Raw genomic sequence first — 15,479 nt, 5'->3', positions numbered from 1 at the left:
TCAGGAGTTAGTGTTTCCGGCATTTCGGACGGATGCCATTTTAAAAATTATAACGTACGACCTGCTCCTATATTTGCCAAATATATAGATTTTTTGAGTTACACGCGGTTTACGGGTTACGATTTTAGATTTGCGATTTACGGCTTGTGAGGCCCCGATTGAAATCATAAATCCCGGGATTTTATTATTTTTTTATGAAATTGCAGGCCATTTTAAGGCAAGAGAATTGTATTTTTGACGTTAGAATAAATATTGAAGTTGCATGCAGTTACTGAGAACCATAGCGTTTATCATTATTTTTTATTACCTCTTTAAGTTCCTTGCAAGGATATTCGGGCCTTACCTGCTTCGGTATGCATCCCGAAAAGCACAGGAAAAATACCAGGGTCAGCAGGGGAAGTACACACAGGGTAACAGAAAACAGCAAATGAATAAGGAAGGTGAAGTAGTGATCGATACCCCACCCGAAAGTCTAAGAAAACGGAAAACTTCAAAATCCGGAAAAAAAATAGGGGAATACATAGATTTTGAAGAAATTGACTAACCGAAACCAAATTCTCTTTCATGCAGATAAAAAAACTACTGCCTCATGCTATCATAGTTCTGGTGTTTATCGTTATTTCCGTGGGATATTTTACTCCCGTACTGCAAGGGAAAAAGATCTTTCAAAGCGATATCGTTTGGTTCAATGGTATGGCCAAGGAACAGCGGGACTTTATCAAAAAAACAGGAGAGGAACCCTACTGGACCAACAGTGCCTTCGGAGGAATGCCAACATATCAGCTGGGCGCCAATTACCCGCATGATTACATAAAAAAGCTGGACAGGATTATCCGTTTTTTACCCCGGCCTGCGGATTATCTGTTTCTCTATTTTATAGGGTTTTATATATTACTCCTGGTTCTGAAAATAGATTATAAACTGGCATTTCTGGGAGCATTGGCCTTTGGTTTTTCTACCTACCTCATCATCATCATCGGGGTGGGGCACAATGCCAAGGCACATGCCATAGGTTATTTTCCCATAATATTAGCAGGAATATTGCTGGCCTTCCGGCAAAAATATATTACCGGTTTTTTGCTTACGGCCTTTGGTATGGCGCTGGAGATCAGTGCCAATCACATTCAGATGACCTATTACCTGATGTTACTGGTACTGGCCATGGGCGTAGTCTATGCCATAGAAGCCGTTAAAGAAAAAGAGATTCCCCGTTTTCTGAAGACCTGCGGAATACTCGTGGTAGCGGTGGTGCTGGCTGTACTTACGAATGCCACGAATCTGATGGCTACAAAAGAGTATGCAGCATGGAGTACCCGGGGCACAAGTGAACTCACCATAAATCCCGATGGTTCACCTAAAAAAGATACCGACGGACTGGATAAAGAATACATTACGCAATACAGTTATGGTATCCTGGAAACGCTGGACCTTTTTGTACCCAGGCTTTTCGGAGGGTCTAACCACGAAAATCTGGGTGAGAAATCCAAGACCTATGATTTTTTGCTGAAACAGGGTGTGCCCAGGGTTCAGGCATTGGACTTTGCAGAGAGCCTTCCGTCGTATTGGGGAAAACAACCCGGTGTGGCCGGACCGGCTTACATAGGTGCAGTGATCCTGTTCCTGTTTGTGATGGCCCTGTTCCTGGTGAAAGGAAAAGCCAAAAGATGGCTTCTGGCCGGAGTGTTGTTGTCCCTGTTGCTTTCCTGGGGCAAGAATTTCAGTTTACTGACCGACCTGATGATCGATTATTTCCCGATGTACAACAAGTTCAGGGCGGTCTCTTCCATACAAGTGATCCTGGAACTGTGCATCCCTGTTCTGGCCATCCTCGGACTGGCCAGGTTCCTGGACACTTCTGTACCCGAAGCGCAAAAAGAACGGGCTCTGAAATGGACGGCGATCATCACTTTGGGAGTCGTGGTATTGCTTTTTCTCGGACGTGGGACTTTTGATTTTATCGGGGATAGAGACGAAATGATCAGGCAATATTACGGCAATGAGATCGTAGATATGATCCGGGCCGATCGCAAGGCCATGTATGGCAGTGACCTTTTGCGTACACTGATATTTATTGCCTTGTCGGCCGGAGTACTCTGGTTTTACCTGAAAGGCCGTTTAAAATATATGTATGCCGTTGCAGGTTTTACTGCTCTTGTTTTGTTTGATCTCGGAGGTGTGGCTAAACGCTATGTGAATAAGGACGATTTTGTCCAGGCCAAGGCCATGGACGTTCCTTTCCAGGCAACCCCGGTGGATAAAGAGATATTAAAGGATACCACTTATTACAGGGTTTACGAGCCGTCCCAGGGGCTTAATGGTTCCAGGGCATCTTATTTTCACCACTCCGTAGGCGGGTATCATGCGGCAAAGCCCGGAAAATTACAGGAACTGTTCCAGTACCAGGTGGTCAGGAACAATATGGAGGTATTGAATATGCTCAATGTAAAATACATCATCCAAAAAGATAACGAAGGTAAGCTATACCCGGCCAGAAACCCGGATGCCGCCGGAAACGCCTGGTTCGTCAAAAAACTCACTCCGGTGAACAATGCCGACGCGGAAATGAATGCGCTGGACAGCCTTAATATCAAAAATGAAGCGGTTTTTGACCACAGTAAATTTAAAGGAGGCAATGCTGTATATGACCTGAGCCCCGGAGCTTCGATATCACTTGTGGAGTATAAACCGAATTTCCTGAAATATGTCTCGGACAATCCCAATGACGGCCTGGCCGTATTTTCTGAAATGTACTATCCCCACGGCTGGAAAGCGATGATTGACGGGAAGGAAGTTCCGTTCTTCCGGGTAAATTATACCCTGAGGGGTATGCAGGTTCCGGCAGGGAAACACACTATCGAATTCAGGTTTAAACCTGAAGTAGTGGAGAAGGGAAGTACCATTGCCCTTGCCGGGAATATAATTTTGGGACTGTTGCTCTTAGGAGGGATTTTTTTAGGGAAGAAAAGAGGTGAGAAAGTGAGAGGGTGAGAAAGTGAGATGAGGAGAAGTAGTGTAAGTTAGGTGTGCTTCCTCCGGTATTTATCAACTTCCAGACCTGCTTTTCGGCTTTAGTTTATCCTGAGTTTAACCGAAGGGCTCAGGAAACCTGTAACTTGAAACCTGTAATCTGAAACCATTTTTGTTCTGAAAAAGAAAGTACTTATCATTACGTATTACTGGCCTCCCGCGGGCGGTCCCGGGGTACAGCGGTGGCTCAAGTTCGTAAAATACCTGGACGAATTTGATGTTGAACCTGTGGTGTATGCTCCCGAAAACCCACATTATCCTATTGTAGACAAAAGTTTTGAAAAAGAGGTACCCAAAGATATAACTGTCCTTAAACGCCCTATTTTCGAGCCCTATGCGCTGGCTTCCCTTTTTTCCGGGAAGAAAACAAAGCAGATCAGCTCCGGCCTTATCTCAGAGCAGAAACAATCTTTTGCAGAAAGGGCCTTGTTGTGGATACGGGGCAACTTCTTTATTCCCGATGCCAGGAAATTCTGGGTTAAGCCTTCTGTCCGCTACCTTTCCGGGTACCTTCGCCGGGAAAATATAGATACGGTGATCACCACCGGGCCACCGCACAGCGTACATCTTATCGGGATGAAGCTAAAGGAACGGACCGGTATACGATGGATCGCCGATTTCAGGGATCCCTGGACCAATATAAGCTATCACGAAAAATTAAAATTGTCCCGCTTATCACAGAAAAAGCATCGAAAACTGGAGCAAAAGGTATTGAATACGGCGGACAGGCTTATAGTGACCAGTTATATAACAGCTGAGGAATTCCGGGCCAAGACCTCAAAACTCGTGGAAGTTATCACTAATGGTTATGACCCGATGTTTGTGGAAAAGACAGAACCTGATGAAACATTTACCATTGCGCATATAGGTTCACTACTTACCGAAAGAAACCCGGAAGCCCTTTGGGAAGCCCTGGCCGAACTTGTACGGGAACACAAGGACTTTGCAGATAGCCTCATACTCAAATTTGCCGGCACGGTCAGCGGAGAAGTACTGCAAAGCCTGGAAAAACACGGCCTTGACAAGTATATGAAGCTACTGGGATACCTGCCTCACGAAGAAGCCTTAAAGTTGCAAAGGTCCTCCCGGATCCTGCTGCTTCTCGAGATGGATAAGCCCGAGACCCGGGGTATTATTCCCGGCAAACTGTTCGAATACATGGCCGCTAAAAGACCGGTCATTGCCATAGGGCCTGAAGGTTGGGATGTAGCGAAGATCATCGCAGAAACCGGATGCGGGACCACCTTTACCTACCCGGAAAAAGAAGCGATAAAAAACAAATTGTACCAAAGCTATGAAAGATATCTCTGGAACAAGCTCAAAGTATCACCTACCGGGATACAAAAATACAGCCGGAAGTCCCTGGCCGGAAAGTTGGCGGCTATTATAAAAGAGGAGGAGAAGTAGGAGACGGGGAGACTTGGAGATAGGGGGAAGTGGAATATTTAATGTGCCCGCCCGATCGGATACTATGTTAATATGATTGATAGGAGATTGAATGAGATTGATGGTAGATTGAAGATGAGCTCATGTATTAATAGTATTGAATTATGGAAAGAGATAAAATCCCCAATAAAATCTTTAATTTGAACCTTCCCTTCGGCTTTGGTTTATCCTGAGTACTTCGATAAACTCAGTATAGTATTTAACCGAAGGGCCAGGGGCTAAAACTTTGAACCTTAAACTTTAAACCTTGAACCTGAAACCCAGAAAACGATGGGAATAGTAGCCCGGCAGACATTAAAAAATACGGTTAGTACCTATTCGGGGTTTGCCCTTGGGGCGGTCAATACGCTTTTTCTTTACACGAATTTCCTTACAGAAGAATATTACGGTCTGGTGGGATACCTGCTTTCCACAGCCAATATACTGATGCCCTTGTTTGCTTTCGGGGTGCACAATACGATGGTTAAGTATTTTTCTTTCTATAAAGAAGGGGAGGAGCAGCGGAAATTCGTTTTTATGATGTTTGTGCTGCCTTTGTTCGTTATTGTTCCTGCCGGTTTACTGGGAATAGTGGGATACAATTATATCGCCGCTTTTCTCTCGCAAAAGAACCCGGTGGTCAGGGATTATGTCTGGGCTATTTACGGAGTGGCCTTCGCTATGGCCTATTTCGAGGTATTCTTTGCCTGGGTCAAGGTGCATATGCGCTCCACTTTCGGGAATTTTATGAAGGAAGTGTTTTCCCGGGCGGTGGTCATGATCCTACTTTTTGCCGTATATTTCAACTGGATAGGTGTGGAACGTTTTGTTATTTATCTGATGGGGATGTATATTTTGCGTACCCTTCTCATGATGATCTATGCCTGGAAGGTTCAAAAACCCCATTTTATCCGTGCTTTTCCCGTGAATGCAACCCAGGTATGGAAATATTCAGGACTGATCGTTCTCGCAGGGTCCATTGCAGTAGTATTGCTGGACATCGACAAGTTTATGATCGGGCAGTATGTAGTCATCGATAATGTGGCCTTTTACAATGTAGCCGTGTATATAGCCATGGTCATTGTAGTCCCGTCCCGGGCTATGCACCAGATCACCTATCCGATGACGGCAAAACTGATGAACAACAATCTCAGGGAGGAGCTCGGGCTGCTTTACAAACGCAGTTCCCTGACCCTTTACGTGATCGGGGGGCTGTTATTCCTGTGGATCACATTGAATGTCGGGGAGCTGTACCGGGTAATACCCGGGAATTACAGCGACGGGATCACGGTGGTGTTCTTTATTGCCGTGGCCAAATTATCTGAAAATCTTATGGGGAATAACAATTCCATCCTGTTCAATTCCGACTATTATCGTATCATCCTCTTTTTTGGTGTATTCCTTGCCGGTCTTACCGTAGTGCTCAATATGATCTTTATCCCGGTTTGGGGCATTCACGGAGCCGCTTTTGCCACGCTCCTGGCCATACTGGTATATAACAGTACTAAAATCGGCTTTGTATATTTTAAATTAAAAATGCATCCGTTTACCGATAAAACATGGAAAACTACCCTGGCCATACTCTTTGTATTACTGGTATTCGGTTTTTGGGATTTTGACTTTTATCCGCTGGTGAATATCGGGCTTAAGTCCGTGCTAATCGGTGCAGTATACTTGTTTCTGGTGTATCAATTTCACCTGTCTGAAGATATTGTAGAGGCAATACGAAAGGTGTTAAAGAAAAAAGCCCGCAGGTAATTATACTGCGGACTTTATCTTCAAACCTAAAAACTAACTAACTAAACCTTATTTTTATCCCCGTCCTCTCCCGTTTCTGGAAGAAGATCGATGGGAAGTTCTTGCTTCACTTCTTGTCTTTCCGGCCGAAGATCTTACCTGTTTCCTTTGCGGGGCGGATCTCCTTACCTGGCTTTTTTGCCGGGGGGCTGCAGACTGTTTGCGTTGTACACTCCTTGAACGATTGTTTACCCTGGGGGAAGTACTTCGTTTGGATTGTACATTCCTCGACCTGTTATTCACACGGGGAGCAGAACTTCTCCTGGCATTCTGCCCGGTCCTTGACTTTACTTTGTATTGTCCGGACCCCCGGCTGTAAGTACCTCTTTGATTTCCTGAAGTCCTGTTTCGAACAGCATTGGGCCTGTTTCTATTTGTATTAGTATGCGATCTTACATTTTTGTTACGCGTAGAAGAAGATTTTTTTACTGCATTCCTGGAATTAGGTGCAACACTTCTTCTGGCGTGGGTGTCCCGGCTGTTATTTCCGCGGGTGTTATAGGAAGACCTTCTGGCATTCTTGTTACCACTTCTTTGTGCAACTTCTTTACGATAGGAATCGTAGTTATGTCTTTTTACCCTCCTGTCGTTGTTATACACAGATCGCCTTCTGTTGTTTTCCTTATAGTGATAAGTTCTTCCCACCGTGGCATATGCCCTTCTGCGATTGTGCCTGTAAGGCTTGTGATAGCTGTATCGTGCCGGGTGATAATACCTTCTGTAAGGCCTGTAATCTATAATGCGATAATGCCTGTGCGGCCTCATAAAATAACGGTGGTAAGGACTGTACACATACCTGCGGTTATAGACGTTAATATATCCGGTAAAACGGCTGAACGCTCCATAAGGGTCGTAATAAACATGGAGGCCTCCGACCCGGATCACTCTGCCGCCATTGTAATATACGTTAATGGAACCTATCCTGGAAACCCTACCGTAATAGTCGTAAAACACGGGAGTGTTGAGCACCTGGATCACAGCACCATAATCGTCATACTGTACATAAGAGTTATAATCGTACCCGGAGTTAAAACCGATGTTTACGTTTCCGAGATTGATATTGGCACTTACATTCGGACCGTTGTCGACATAAAAATCGAACTGTCCGTCGGGGAATACGGAAAAAGTGATCCCATTTTCCACAAAGATGAACGAATCATTATACTGATAAGTGCTGGCCGCAGCAGTACTTGCCGTAGAGGCACGGACATAGCTGAAACTGAATAATGTTGCCGTAAATAATATTAATAACCTTTTCATGATTTCCTTTTTTAATTGATAAAATCTTTTTTTTGATCGGCTACGCTAAAGGAACTGCAATGAGCGTGCCAAAGTTTTTAAAAAGGATGTTCGGATCGGAAGGATAAGGTTAAGTTGTTGTAATTTAGGATGTTATTTTTTAAGGTATGCGAAGAGGGGCTTTTGCAAGACCATAAGTCCCTATAAATCATTACGAATTGTTATAAAATAGGGGGCAGTTTTAAGGTATGGTAGTTCCGGGGATGGTGATCAGACGATGTTTCCATCTACCATAACCAGTTTGCGGTCGGCCATATCGGCCAGGTCCTCGTTGTGGGTTATGATAACAAAGGTTTGCTGATATTCGTCCCGCAACCTGAAAAAGAGACGGTGCAGGTTTTCGGCAGATTCCGAATCGAGGTTACCGCTGGGCTCGTCTGCAAAAATGATGTCCGGATTATTGATCAGGGCCCTGGCTACGGCGACCCTTTGTTGTTCTCCGCCGGAAAGTTCCTTGGGTTTATGGTCGTACCGGTGAGACAATCCCAGAAAATCCAGTAGTTCCCTTGCCTTTTTTTCGGCTTCTTTGCGGGATGTCCCTGCAATATAGGCCGGGATACAAACATTTTCGACTGCGGTAAATTCAGGCAGTAACTGGTGGAACTGGAAGATAAACCCTATGTGTTTATTGCGGAACCGGGCCAGCTTTTTGGGATTGAGCAGCTCTATGTTCACATCGTTAATGAGAAGCCGGCCTTTGCCGTTACCACTCATTCGTTCCAGGGTGCCCAGTATCTGGAGCAGGGTGGTTTTCCCGGCACCGGAGGCCCCGACGATGGAAACCACTTCTCCCTTGTTAATATGTAAACCTACTCCCTTGAGTACTTCCAGGTCTCCGAAACGCTTGTGGATATTCTCTGCTTTGATCATGAATGGTAATTTTCTTCCTTGGCTCCGCTCGGGAACCAAGAAGTAAGTCCGGTTCCCGAGCGGGGTCGAGGGGCAAAAATAACCTTTAAATGGGGTTTTGGGAAAATATCAGAGTAAATTTTTATTATTACCTTTAATTTTAATAAGTCAATATAACTATGGAAAACGAAAAATCGGCAGAAGTAGTATTTGCAGGAGGGTGCTTTTGGTGTACAGAAGCAGTATTCAAACGGCTGAAAGGTGTGATAAAAACAGAACCGGGCTATACGGGCGGACATATAAAGAACCCGGCCTACCGGGAAGTCTGCTCGGGAAGAACAGGCCATGCCGAGGCGATTAGGGTCACGTATAACCAGGACGAGATAAGCCTTGAAGAATTGATGGAAGTTTTTTTCGCTACGCACGATCCCACTACACTGAACCGCCAGGGAAATGATGTGGGAACACAATACCGGTCTGCCGTGTTTTACAGGGATGAGGAACAAAAACAAAAGGCCTTGAACTTCATAGCATGGCTGGAAAAAGAAAAAGTGTATAACGATCCTGTTGTTACCGAAGTCACGGAGGCCGGGCCTTTTTACCCCGCGGAAGAAGATCATCTCGATTATTACGATCGCAACAGCACCCAGCCCTACTGCCAGGTGATCATTGCCCCGAAACTGCAAAAACTACATCATTTGTATAATGACAAGCTGCAAGGTGCATAAAAATGATCGATTTTGAAGATATAACCTACCTGAAGACAGGTAGTGAAATACAAAAAAAGACGTATCAGGTGCTTACAGAACACAGTATTCTCAAACAGCTGAACGCTTACGATCCTGTTCTGGCGGGGACCATTCCGTTAGATATGGCCATAGAAGACAGTGACCTGGATATTATATGTTACTGGGAAGACAAGGAAACTTTTATCCGGAATCTGAAAGACTGCTTCGGGAACTATCCGGGATTTTTGCTGAAAACCAAGACAATATCCGGTTCGGATACCGTACTGGCGAGGTTTGATGCCGATGGCTTTAAGATCGAGGTTTTCGGGCAGGATATTCCCGTATGTGAACAGGCCGCATACATACACATGATCGCGGAAGATTCATTGTTGCAAGAGCGGGGAAAGATATTCAGGCAGAGAATATTGGACCTCAAAAGAAAAGGGCACAAAACAGAACCCGCTTTCGGGATGTTACTGGGAATACAGACCGATCCCTATGCAGAGTTACTGGTTTACGGCCGGGAAGTACTAAAGAAAAGGAAATGCGCGCTGAAGTCAGCTAAACGTGTTCCGGGGGGCGATCGGGGAGAACTCAATATCTGATGTGCCCGCTCGGATAATTAATAGTATTACCAAAAACCAAATCATCGATAAAAACATTAAACCGGTTTAATTATAAAACAACAAAAAATGGGGTATAAGAGATTTGAAGAATACAATGTTAAAGTAACTGACGGGATAAGGAGCAGTTATCAAACCATTCTTTCCGAATTGGGAGAGGACCCGGTGAGGGAAGGCCTGAAGAAAACTCCCGAAAGGGCGGCTAAGGCCATGCAGTTCCTTACTCAGGGCTATCACCAGGATCCTGCAAAGATACTGAAAAGCGCCATGTTCAGGGAAGGGTATAGCGATATGGTGGTCGTCAAGGATATCGAATTGTATTCACTGTGCGAACACCACATGCTGCCTTTTTTCGGCAAAGCCCATGTAGCCTATATTCCAGATGGACAGATCGTAGGCCTGAGCAAGATCCCCCGGGTGGTAGATGTCTTTGCCCGGCGTTTGCAGGTACAGGAACGCCTGACACACGATATTCTGGAATGTATCAACGAAACCCTGAAGCCCCAGGGAGTTGCTGTGGTGATCGAAGCCTCACATATGTGTATGATGATGCGGGGCATCCAAAAGCAAAATTCCGTGACCACAACATCAGGATTCCGGGGAGTGTTTGAAACCGTGGAGACCAGAACGGAATTTCTGAGGCTCATAGGGTCCGATCTGTCGTAGATGTAGGTTGTTGTTGCTTGGAGATTTGGAGATTGATAGTAGATTGAGGATGAGAATGTGTTGAAAAAAAGTTAAAAAAACAAATAGACTCCTGAACGACAATAACAAAATATAACTGATATTGACTAACCGTCAACCGTCAACCGTCAACCGTCAACCGTCAACCGTCAACCGTCAACCGTCAACCGTCAACCGTCAACCGTCAACCGTCAACCGTCAACCGTCAACCGTCAACCGTCAACCGTCAACCGTCAACCCGCAAACTCCGAAGAATGATATGGAAAAAAATAACAGCGGAAAGTATAAAAAACTCCTGTTCGGGCTATTGTTCGATGCGATAGGCTATGTTTCCTATATAGTCCCCGGCTATGGAGAATTTGTCGACGTATTATGGGCTCCGGCCTCGGCATGGCTCATTTCCCGGATGTATAAGGGACAAACAGGTAAAGTGGCAGCCGTAGTGTCCCTGATAGAAGAACTGGCCCCCGGCCTGGATGTGATCCCTACATTTACATTGACCTGGTTTTATGTCTATGTCTTTGAAAAGAAAAGGGTAGTTGAAGTCGAAGAAAATAATCCCTGATCCTTCAACAGTTAAAATGCATATAACCAAGCCCCGGCCCTGTATCCGGTCAGAGGAACGGATACAGGGCTATTTATATAGTTATGAGAAAAAGTATGGGTACGGGGCTCAGTGTTTATGTCTGCATTGCTTCAGATATTTCCAGTTGATATAATGTGCCATAGAAATTCCCAGTGCTCCCAGGGGAGTAAGGACAGCTTCCCAGAGTTCATGAACCTCTATGCGGCTGAGGGCAATAAGTGCAAACCCTGATATGGCCCACAGGAGCGGCCGTTTTTTATGGTGATACTTTTTATACGAAGGCCACAGGGATAACAAGGCCAGAAAAAGACCGAGACCGATAAAGGTCCATTCTATGGCAGGATTGGCCAGGAAGGCCAGGCTGCCCAGGGCAGAAAAAGTGATCAGAAGAGGGACCACGGCACAATGTATGGCACACAGAAAGGAGGCGGAAAAACCGAGATAATCGTACAGGTACCGATAATTTGTTTTGCTGTATTTCATAAATGCTACTTTGTTGCAAATATATAATAAAAATATAAATGCAACAAAATTGCATTAATAAAAGCATTGTGTATATTTGTGCATAAAATTCGAAGGAATGATACTGACAAAAGAACTCTGTTTCGGTTATGACAGAGAACAACAATTCCGGTTTCCGGATATAGCGATAGAAAAGAAGGGGCATTTGCTCATACTGGGCGATTCCGGAGTAGGGAAGACCACCTTTCTTCATCTGCTCGCGGGCTTACTTACGCCCGACAGCGGTACCGTAAATATAGGAGAAACAGATATTACCCGGCTTTCTCACCGTAAACTGGATAAATTCCGCGGCAGGCATATTGGTATTGTATTCCAGAAAGCCCGGTTTATACATGCCCTTACGGTAGAAGAAAACCTCCTGCTTATTCAGCGCCTTTCCGGGGTGGGGCAGGACAGGTTGCGCGTCCGGGATATACTGGAGAGGCTGAATATTGCGGAAAAGGCAGGGGCCAGGGGAGCAAATCTCAGTGAAGGGCAGAAACAAAGAGTATCCATAGCCGCAGCCCTGGTGAACAATCCCAATGTTATCCTGGCCGACGAACCGACCTCCAGCCTGGACGATAAAAACTGTATGGCCGTGACCGAATTACTCAAAGAACAGGCCGGGCATACCAATGCCAGCCTGGTAGTCATTACCCACGATCAAAGAATTGCCTCTCAATTTTCCAATAACATCCGATTATGAACATCTATAAACTGGGAATAAAGAATGCCCTGGCCAACCCGTTGAGCACCTTGCTAAGCACTTTGTTACTTGTGCTCAGTATTGGCCTTATTTCATTGATGTTACAGATTACCAGGCAGCTCGATGGCAAGCTGGAAAGGAACATCAAGGGGGTAGATATGGTTATAGGGGCCAAGGGAAGCCCTTTACAACTGGTATTGTCTTCCGTGTTGCATATCGATGTCCCCACAGGTAACATAAAGCTCAAGGACGCCGAAAAAATAGCCAGGAACCCACTGGTAAAACAAGGCATCCCGGTTTCTTATGGCGATAATTACAAAGGATACCGGATATTGGGAACGGAAAAGAGCTTTCTGGAGCTCTACGGTGCCGAACCGGAAGAAGGAAGGCTCTGGGAGAAACCTTTCGAGGTGGTGATCGGCGCCACTGTATCTGAAAAACTTGGGTTAACCCTGGGCAGTACATTTTCCGGGTCGCACGGCCTGATGGAGAACAGTACGGAGGCCCATGACCATCACCCTTTTACCGTGGTGGGCATATTGAAACCCGGCAACACCGTGGCCGACCAATTGATTATTGGTAACCTGGAAAGTGTGTGGCTTGTTCATCAACATGGAGAGGAGGAACACGATGGCGCAGAAGAACACGGTGATGCGCACGACCACGATCATTCCGGGCATGAACACGAGCACGATATCCCGGAAGAGGACAGGGAGATCACTTCAATGCTGGTGAAGTTCAAGAACCCGATGGCCATGGTGCGGCTTCCAAGGATGATCAATGAAAACACCAATATGCAGGCCGCCCTGCCCAACTATGAGGTAGAACGGCTCTTTAATCTTCTGAATGCCGGGAGCAGGGCCATAACACTCATAGCCGTGGTTATTATGCTGGTTTCCGGGATCAGCATTTTTGTAAACCTGTACAAGGCCGTCCGGGAGCGCAAATACGAAATGGCCCTGTTGCGCACTTATGGGGCTTCCAGACTACAACTCCTGCTTTCCGTAATGGTGGAGGGACTGCTTATCGGTGTGACCGGTTTTGTGGCCGGAATACTGTTCAGCAGGCTCGGAATGTGGATACTATCCGGATATGTCGAGGACAGTTACAGGTATACCATAGGAAGTTCGGGGATGATGAAAGAGGAAGTTTTTTTGTTTATTTTTACCGTACTATTGACGATATTTGCCACTGTACTGGCGGCAGTTCCGGTTTTTTATCTCAACGTATCTAAAATTTTAGCTAAGGATGATTAAGAATGTTTTTTTGACAGGGATATTTTTACTGACAGTATTTTGTATGCACGCCCAGCAGGAAGTCACCTGGCAAGACCTGTCGGATGTTTCCTTTGAATCCAAGTATTTTAAAAGCTCGGACGATTATTTCCTGGTCCCCGATTTTGGCAAAAGTGTAAAGGAACTGGAAGGGGAAGAGATCTCTATTACGGGATATTTTTTAAGCCTTTCTCCGGAAGACGGAGTCTACATGCTTTCCCAGAACCCGATGGCTTCCTGCTTTTTCTGCGGTGGAGGCGGACCCGAATCGGTGCTGGAGATCAAGTTTAAAGAAAAGCCTTCCTTTAAAACGGACGAAGTGGTGACCATAACCGGCAAGCTGAAACTGAATGCCGATGATATCAATCATTGTAATTACATCCTAACGGGGGCCAGTGGGTTCGCTTTGTAACGAAGTGTTCCGGAATGGATGTCTTTTTATAAGATTGAATTCCGCTACGCGGAAAGATTGAATGAGATTGAAATGTTTAGGGTCAATCTCATTCAATCTTCCATCAATCTTTTAACCTTGCCGAAGGCGATGAAACATAGACAGTTTCTTCGTATATTTGTTAAAGTACCGGATTAATACAAAAACGTATGAGTGCAGAGGTAGCAAATTTGGAAAAGGACATCAATAAGGTGCTGAAGTCACATCGTTTAAAACGCACTTTGGCACGGATGGATATATTGCAGTTGTTATTAGGCAGCGGGCATGCCATTTCCTATAACGATATCAACGAGGAGTTGGGCGACAGGTTCGACAAATCTACCGTTTACCGCACCTTGAACAGCTTTGAGGAAAAAGGGATCATTCATGCTGTGAACGACGGTAGCGGGGGTATTAAATACGCCGTTACAAAAATAGAGAGCCCGGGAGCACATGTACACTTTAAATGCGATCATTGCGAGCAGACCTATTGCCTTCCGAATACCGGTATACCACGGGTGAGTACCCCTGAAGGCTTTATCGTCAGAACGTCATCTCTGCTTATCAACGGTACCTGTAAGTATTGTTCCTAGGGTGGGATGTCATGGAATGACCGGTCTCAATTGCGTTCCCGGCATTGGAGTTTTCTGCCCGGGCCTGTTCAGGGTAATTTGTGTTATCCTCGGAGCCTACTTCGTAAAGATAAATCCCAATCCCATTCGTTTCAGCATCTTTTTTTCGAAATTCCAGAAAAATTCAAATTGTCCGAATATCCAGCCAAAAGCAACCAGTAGTGCCTGGTATATCGGGAAGATGAGCAATATTCTCAGTGTCCAGTAGAGGAAAGAGTGTATCTCTCCCTCGTGTATTTCCAAAAAGGTGAGGAACGGGCCGGCGAGTTTAGCGGCCGACGACCCGGTAAGGGCGAATACGACAAGTATGATGAAAAGCTGAAAATTGGAACGGATTCCCCAACGCTTTTTTAATTTGTTCATACGATATCCATTTGACGGGATAAAGATAGTGAAGATTTGTGATATCGCGGATTATTTTGGTCATATCCGGGGAATAAAACCTGCCAGTCTCTGATTGTATTTCCGCTGAAAATAAATAAAATAGTTGTAGAGTTTGTAATTGACTTCATAACCGTAGTCGATATTGGGATCATAATCGATCTGCAGGGTGTAAAGGTCCGGGTCGTACCGGAAAGGCTCCAGGACCCTCTGGTTCCAGTTAGTGACGTAGATCCAGTTCCGGTTTTCCAGGAAATGCTGGGAATAATAGCCTTCGGGACGGGCCACGCTGTGCAGCCAGGTATCAAAACCGGGTTCTATAATGATAATCTCGTACTCCAGGCTGTCATTGGAAATAGCAACGGTATCACCGGAAGTATCGTTAAAGATCTCCGACTCTTCTGAAGAATAGGTTAACTTTCCCGTATTGCAGGCCACTATGGCCGTTATGGCCAGTAAAATAACAGACAGGTATGTAAAGCAGGCCTTCATAGTATTAAAAATACAAAATTTCCGGGAGAAATGCATTTTTATGCC

At 45.3% G+C, this 15,479-nt stretch carries 17 protein-coding genes; 12 read left to right on the top strand and 5 right to left on the bottom strand.

Annotated elements, in window-relative coordinates; all coding sequences use genetic code 11:
- Window positions 1-262 precede the first annotated feature (262 nt).
- The 4 genes from KN811_RS05275 to KN811_RS05260 all read left to right on the top strand — a co-directional run bounded on the left by KN811_RS05275 (window position 263) and on the right by KN811_RS05260 (window position 6,210).
- A complete protein-coding gene (locus KN811_RS05275; RefSeq protein WP_187964793.1) occupies window positions 263-544 on the top strand; it encodes a DUF4834 family protein in 282 nt (93 codons plus the stop codon).
- 26 nt (window positions 545-570) lie between these two features.
- Window positions 571-2,988, top strand: a complete 2,418-nt coding sequence (locus tag KN811_RS05270; protein ID WP_187964844.1) for a YfhO family protein — start codon at window positions 571-573, stop codon at window positions 2,986-2,988.
- A gap of 267 nt (window positions 2,989-3,255) precedes the next feature.
- Complete coding sequence (locus KN811_RS05265; RefSeq protein ID WP_345725270.1) at window positions 3,256-4,434, top strand: glycosyltransferase family 4 protein; 1,179 nt, start codon at window positions 3,256-3,258, stop codon at window positions 4,432-4,434.
- A 309-nt stretch (window positions 4,435-4,743) separates the two neighbouring features.
- Window positions 4,744-6,210, top strand: coding sequence for an oligosaccharide flippase family protein (locus KN811_RS05260; protein WP_187964792.1), 1,467 nt, complete (start codon window positions 4,744-4,746; stop codon window positions 6,208-6,210).
- A 54-nt stretch (window positions 6,211-6,264) separates the two neighbouring features.
- Here KN811_RS05260 and KN811_RS05255 read toward each other — a convergent pair whose 3' ends face one another.
- The gene (locus KN811_RS05255; protein ID WP_187964791.1) at window positions 6,265-7,509 is read right to left on the bottom strand and encodes a hypothetical protein; all 1,245 of its coding nucleotides are present in this window, start codon (window positions 7,507-7,509) and stop codon (window positions 6,265-6,267) included.
- A 249-nt stretch (window positions 7,510-7,758) separates the two neighbouring features.
- Window positions 7,759-8,418: an ABC transporter ATP-binding protein gene (locus KN811_RS05250; protein ID WP_187964790.1), complete on the bottom strand. Its 660-nt coding sequence runs from the start codon at window positions 8,416-8,418 to the stop codon at window positions 7,759-7,761.
- Between the two features lie 158 nt (window positions 8,419-8,576).
- Here KN811_RS05250 and msrA point away from each other — a divergent pair, with 158 nt between their 5' ends.
- From msrA to KN811_RS05230, 4 genes are all read left to right on the top strand, one after another.
- A complete protein-coding gene (msrA, locus tag KN811_RS05245; protein WP_187964789.1) occupies window positions 8,577-9,125 on the top strand; it encodes a peptide-methionine (S)-S-oxide reductase MsrA in 549 nt (182 codons plus the stop codon).
- Window positions 9,126-9,127: 2 nt separating this feature from the next.
- Window positions 9,128-9,730, top strand: a complete 603-nt coding sequence (locus tag KN811_RS05240) for a DUF4269 domain-containing protein (protein WP_216334689.1) — start codon at window positions 9,128-9,130, stop codon at window positions 9,728-9,730.
- Between the two features lie 87 nt (window positions 9,731-9,817).
- Window positions 9,818-10,414 carry a GTP cyclohydrolase I FolE gene (gene folE, locus KN811_RS05235; RefSeq protein WP_187967797.1) on the top strand — a complete coding sequence of 199 codons (597 nt, stop codon included), beginning with the start codon at window positions 9,818-9,820 and terminating at the stop codon, window positions 10,412-10,414.
- Between the two features lie 277 nt (window positions 10,415-10,691).
- Window positions 10,692-10,997 carry a hypothetical protein gene (locus tag KN811_RS05230; protein WP_187967748.1) on the top strand — a complete coding sequence of 102 codons (306 nt, stop codon included), beginning with the start codon at window positions 10,692-10,694 and terminating at the stop codon, window positions 10,995-10,997.
- Window positions 10,998-11,105: 108 nt separating this feature from the next.
- On the opposite strand, the gene KN811_RS05225 is transcribed toward KN811_RS05230, so the two are convergent.
- A complete protein-coding gene (locus KN811_RS05225) occupies window positions 11,106-11,501 on the bottom strand; it encodes a MerC domain-containing protein (RefSeq protein WP_187967747.1) in 396 nt (131 codons plus the stop codon).
- A gap of 97 nt (window positions 11,502-11,598) precedes the next feature.
- On the opposite strand from KN811_RS05225, the gene KN811_RS05220 reads away from it, so the two are divergent.
- The 4 genes from KN811_RS05220 to KN811_RS05205 all read left to right on the top strand — a co-directional run bounded on the left by KN811_RS05220 (window position 11,599) and on the right by KN811_RS05205 (window position 14,522).
- Window positions 11,599-12,225 (top strand): ABC transporter ATP-binding protein, encoded by a 627-nt coding sequence (locus tag KN811_RS05220; RefSeq protein ID WP_187967746.1) that lies wholly within the window; start codon window positions 11,599-11,601, stop codon window positions 12,223-12,225.
- Window positions 12,222-13,481 (top strand): ABC transporter permease, encoded by a 1,260-nt coding sequence (locus KN811_RS05215; protein WP_187967745.1) that lies wholly within the window; start codon window positions 12,222-12,224, stop codon window positions 13,479-13,481. The genes KN811_RS05220 and KN811_RS05215 overlap by 4 nt, the downstream gene beginning before the upstream one ends.
- Complete coding sequence (locus KN811_RS05210; RefSeq protein ID WP_187967744.1) at window positions 13,474-13,911, top strand: hypothetical protein; 438 nt, start codon at window positions 13,474-13,476, stop codon at window positions 13,909-13,911. The genes KN811_RS05215 and KN811_RS05210 overlap by 8 nt, the downstream gene beginning before the upstream one ends.
- A gap of 188 nt (window positions 13,912-14,099) precedes the next feature.
- Window positions 14,100-14,522, top strand: a complete 423-nt coding sequence (locus tag KN811_RS05205; RefSeq protein WP_187967743.1) for a Fur family transcriptional regulator — start codon at window positions 14,100-14,102, stop codon at window positions 14,520-14,522.
- A gap of 96 nt (window positions 14,523-14,618) precedes the next feature.
- Here the strand turns inward: KN811_RS05205 and KN811_RS05200 are convergent, their stop codons facing one another.
- Together KN811_RS05200 and KN811_RS05195 are read right to left on the bottom strand one after the other, a co-directional pair.
- Window positions 14,619-14,924, bottom strand: a complete 306-nt coding sequence (locus tag KN811_RS05200; protein ID WP_187967742.1) for a DUF6787 family protein — start codon at window positions 14,922-14,924, stop codon at window positions 14,619-14,621.
- A gap of 60 nt (window positions 14,925-14,984) precedes the next feature.
- Window positions 14,985-15,434: a DUF6146 family protein gene (locus KN811_RS05195; RefSeq protein WP_187966462.1), complete on the bottom strand. Its 450-nt coding sequence runs from the start codon at window positions 15,432-15,434 to the stop codon at window positions 14,985-14,987.
- Window positions 15,435-15,479 lie beyond the last annotated feature (45 nt).

Source organism: Sinomicrobium weinanense (assembly GCF_018863395.1).
Classification (GTDB): domain Bacteria; phylum Bacteroidota; class Bacteroidia; order Flavobacteriales; family Flavobacteriaceae; genus Sinomicrobium; species Sinomicrobium weinanense.
The sequence above is the reverse complement of the archived record's forward strand: the minus strand, read 5'-3'. Positions and strand labels throughout refer to the sequence as shown.

Coding starts and splice junctions, on each gene's coding strand:
- KN811_RS05225 (WP_187967747.1), bottom strand. CDS start 11,501: ATGAAATACAGCAAAACAAATTATCGGTACCTGTACGATTATCTCGGT.
- KN811_RS05200 (WP_187967742.1), bottom strand. CDS start 14,924: ATGAACAAATTAAAAAAGCGTTGGGGAATCCGTTCCAATTTTCAGCTT.
- KN811_RS05260 (WP_187964792.1), top strand. CDS start 4,744: ATGGGAATAGTAGCCCGGCAGACATTAAAAAATACGGTTAGTACCTAT.
- KN811_RS05195 (WP_187966462.1), bottom strand. CDS start 15,434: ATGAAGGCCTGCTTTACATACCTGTCTGTTATTTTACTGGCCATAACG.
- folE (WP_187967797.1), top strand. CDS start 9,818: ATGGGGTATAAGAGATTTGAAGAATACAATGTTAAAGTAACTGACGGG.
- KN811_RS05215 (WP_187967745.1), top strand. CDS start 12,222: ATGAACATCTATAAACTGGGAATAAAGAATGCCCTGGCCAACCCGTTG.
- KN811_RS05255 (WP_187964791.1), bottom strand. CDS start 7,509: ATGAAAAGGTTATTAATATTATTTACGGCAACATTATTCAGTTTCAGC.
- KN811_RS05205 (WP_187967743.1), top strand. CDS start 14,100: ATGAGTGCAGAGGTAGCAAATTTGGAAAAGGACATCAATAAGGTGCTG.
- KN811_RS05275 (WP_187964793.1), top strand. CDS start 263: ATGCAGTTACTGAGAACCATAGCGTTTATCATTATTTTTTATTACCTC.
- msrA (WP_187964789.1), top strand. CDS start 8,577: ATGGAAAACGAAAAATCGGCAGAAGTAGTATTTGCAGGAGGGTGCTTT.
- KN811_RS05220 (WP_187967746.1), top strand. CDS start 11,599: ATGATACTGACAAAAGAACTCTGTTTCGGTTATGACAGAGAACAACAA.
- KN811_RS05210 (WP_187967744.1), top strand. CDS start 13,474: ATGATTAAGAATGTTTTTTTGACAGGGATATTTTTACTGACAGTATTT.
- KN811_RS05240 (WP_216334689.1), top strand. CDS start 9,128: ATGATCGATTTTGAAGATATAACCTACCTGAAGACAGGTAGTGAAATA.
- KN811_RS05230 (WP_187967748.1), top strand. CDS start 10,692: ATGGAAAAAAATAACAGCGGAAAGTATAAAAAACTCCTGTTCGGGCTA.
- KN811_RS05250 (WP_187964790.1), bottom strand. CDS start 8,418: ATGATCAAAGCAGAGAATATCCACAAGCGTTTCGGAGACCTGGAAGTA.